The organism is Peterkaempfera griseoplana (assembly GCF_001418575.1).
GTDB classification, from domain to species: Bacteria; Actinomycetota; Actinomycetes; order Streptomycetales; family Streptomycetaceae; genus Peterkaempfera; species Peterkaempfera griseoplana.
The window spans coordinates 1-2,540 of the sequence record NZ_LIQR01000723.1 but is presented as its reverse complement, the minus strand read 5'-3'; the positions used below and the strand labels follow the sequence as shown (position 1 = coordinate 2,540).

3 protein-coding genes are annotated in these 2,540 nt (G+C 74.5%); all 3 read right to left on the bottom strand.

Going from position 1 to position 2,540, the window contains the following annotated elements:
• Window positions 1–455, bottom strand: a 455-nt coding sequence (locus AOK09_RS36005; RefSeq protein ID WP_157876185.1) for a radical SAM protein, incomplete at its 3' end; no start/stop codon positions are given.
• Between the two features lie 20 nt (window positions 456–475).
• A complete protein-coding gene (locus tag AOK09_RS36000; RefSeq protein ID WP_055591384.1) occupies window positions 476–655 on the bottom strand; it encodes a hypothetical protein in 180 nt (59 codons plus the stop codon).
• A gap of 1,215 nt (window positions 656–1,870) precedes the next feature.
• The gene (gene pdxH / locus AOK09_RS35995; protein ID WP_063796176.1) at window positions 1,871–2,503 is read right to left on the bottom strand and encodes a pyridoxamine 5'-phosphate oxidase; all 633 of its coding nucleotides are present in this window, start codon (window positions 2,501–2,503) and stop codon (window positions 1,871–1,873) included.
• Window positions 2,504–2,540: the final 37 nt, after the last annotated feature.

Below are 2,540 nucleotides of genomic sequence, written 5' to 3'. Positions count from 1 at the left end.
GGGTGGCTGCTGCGGCCGTCGGCGAAACGGCGGTGGCGGTCGTTGGCCGCCCGGTCGCCGTCGAGCGAGATCCCGACCTTGATGTCGAGTTCGGCGAAGAGGTCCAGGAAGCGTTCGTCCAGCAGCACCCCGTTGGTGTGGATGCGCAGGTCGAGTGCGCAGACCCCGGCCAGTGCCCGCCGCAGGTCCTGGGCGGTCCGGCGCAGCCGCGCCGGACCCGCCAGCAGCGGTTCCCCGCCGTGCAGCACCACCCGGACCGTCTCCGTGCGGTGTGCGGCGGCGTGCTCGGCGATCCGCTCGGCGGTGCGGGCGGACACCTGCTCGGGCAGCGCCCTGGGGCGGCTGCGCCAGCTGGTGTCCGCGTGCTCGTAGACGTAGCAGTGGTCGCACGCCAGATCGCATCGGCTGTGCACCTTCAGCACGAACTGTCTGAAGGGCATCAGCGGCGGTTCCATGGTGCCGTCGCGCCCAGGCCTCAGATGGCGGAGTTGAACGCTGCGACGTCCGGCGCGGCCGCCTTGCCGACCGGGACGACGCGGCGCAGCAGCGGCGTCTCCTCGTCGGTCCTGCGGGCGAGCGCGGTGAGCGGGACGCGCGAAGGCCGGCGAGCCGCGGCAGGCGCAGGGGCGGGGGTGTCCGGGCGGCTGGCGTTCAACGCGATTCCCTTGGGTTAGAAGTGAGGGTGCCGCCGGCTTCTCATCGGCTTCTCGTGCAGCTGGACGTCGAGTGCCACCCCCGGGCACGCCCGGGTGTGTGTGCGCCCGCGCGAGGCACCCTTTGGCGCGGATACTATCGGCGCCGCGGCGCTCTCCACGACTCCTGCGGGCCGCATCCGCGCCACCTGACGGTTGGTCAACTGCGCGTCGGGCCCTGGGCCTGCACCGATGACCGGACGATCAGGCCATACGAGTGATCACCCTTTCGGGTCATCCGAGCGGCGGTCAGCCCCCGCTGCGCCACCGCTCCAGCGCGCGGGGCGCCCCGCCCGCCGGTGCGCCCCGGCCGGGCTCCCTCCTCCGGGAGCGGCCCTGTGAGGCCCGGCAGGGCGACGCAGGCTCCGGCGACCGCGCCCGTGATCACCACCGGCTGCCCGGCATCCCGGGCCGACGGCCCACCCGGCCTCCGGGGGTGTCACGGAAACCTTCGGGAGAAATGCACTTCGTCACCGGTACGGGAATGGAACGGCATCCCGTCGGTGCCGGATGCCGGGTCCCGGAGAATACGGCGTGCCCCGGCCGGGCGCGTAGCGGATCACGACCGGGGGGCGTCATGGCGGGATTCCCGTCGGGCGCAAGGGGCGCTCCCGGGGGAAGTCGTTCCGGAAAACGGCGGGACGGGTCCCCGGTGGCCCGCAGCGGTCACGGCCCGCCCGGGCGCGGCACCGCCGGGCACCGTTCGGCGGGGACGGTACCGCCGCAGCCCCGGAGGATCAGGGCGGCGCGATCGCCTCGGGCCCCGGCCGGCGACCTGCGGGGCAGCCTCGCCGGGCGCCGGACGATCATTTTCCCCGGGCGCCCCTTCCGCCCCGTCGGACACCGGCGTCCCGAGGCCGCCGGAAAAAAGGCATTGCCTCTCGCGAGGGCACGTGCCTATCGTGGCGGCACACTGAAAGGAGGTGATCCTGAGTTGAGTACTTTCAGGACGTGTGAGGTGGCTGCTTCCTAGCCGCCCCCGCCCGGCTGCCGAGCAAGGCGGCGGGGAAATACACAGCAGACACCCGACCCGCGGGCTCACCGGGATCGTCCCCCGGTGCCCGGTGGACGGCGCTTGCGCCGCCCGCCGGGAGCAGCCCGCGGGTTGTCTGCGTCCGGGCCCCTCCGGGGCCCCTGCTCGGCCGGCCGGAAGCGCCGCAGCCGCTCGCCGCTCCGCCCTAGGGGCAGAGGCGCTCGACCACCCAGCCCGTGGGGGCCGTGGGGTCGGCCCGGTAGCGCAGGCGGTCATGGAGGCGGTTCTGCCGGCCCTGCCAGAACTCCACGGTCTCCGGGTGGAGCCGGAACCCGCCCCAGAACGGCGGCACCGGCACCCCCTCCCCCTCCGGGTAGCGGTCGGCCAGCTCCGCGTACCGCTGCTCCAGCGCCTGCCGCGAAGCGACCACCCGGGACTGCTCGCTCGCCCAGGCCCCCAGCTGGGAGCCGTGCGGACGGGTGCGGAAGTAGGCGGCGGTCTCGTCCCTGCCGACCCGTTCCACCGCGCCGGTGGCGATCACCTGCCGGGCGACGGGGTGCCAGGGGAAGAGCAGCGAGGCGTACGGGTTGGCGGCCAGCTCGGTGCCCTTGCGGGAGCCGTAGTTGGTGAAGAAGACGAAGCCCCTGCCGTCGAACCCCTTGAGCAGCACCGTGCGCGAGCTGGGCCGCCCCGCGGCGTCGGCGGTGGACAGCACCATGGCGTTGGGCTCGTGGATCCCCGCCGCCTCGGCCTCGGCGAACCAGCGGGCGAACTGCGCCATCGGGTCATGGGCCAGTTCGTGCTCGGCGAGCCCCGCGGCGCTGTACTGGCGCCGCATCGGCGCCGGGTCGGGCGCCGGGCGGCCGGCCGTCTCG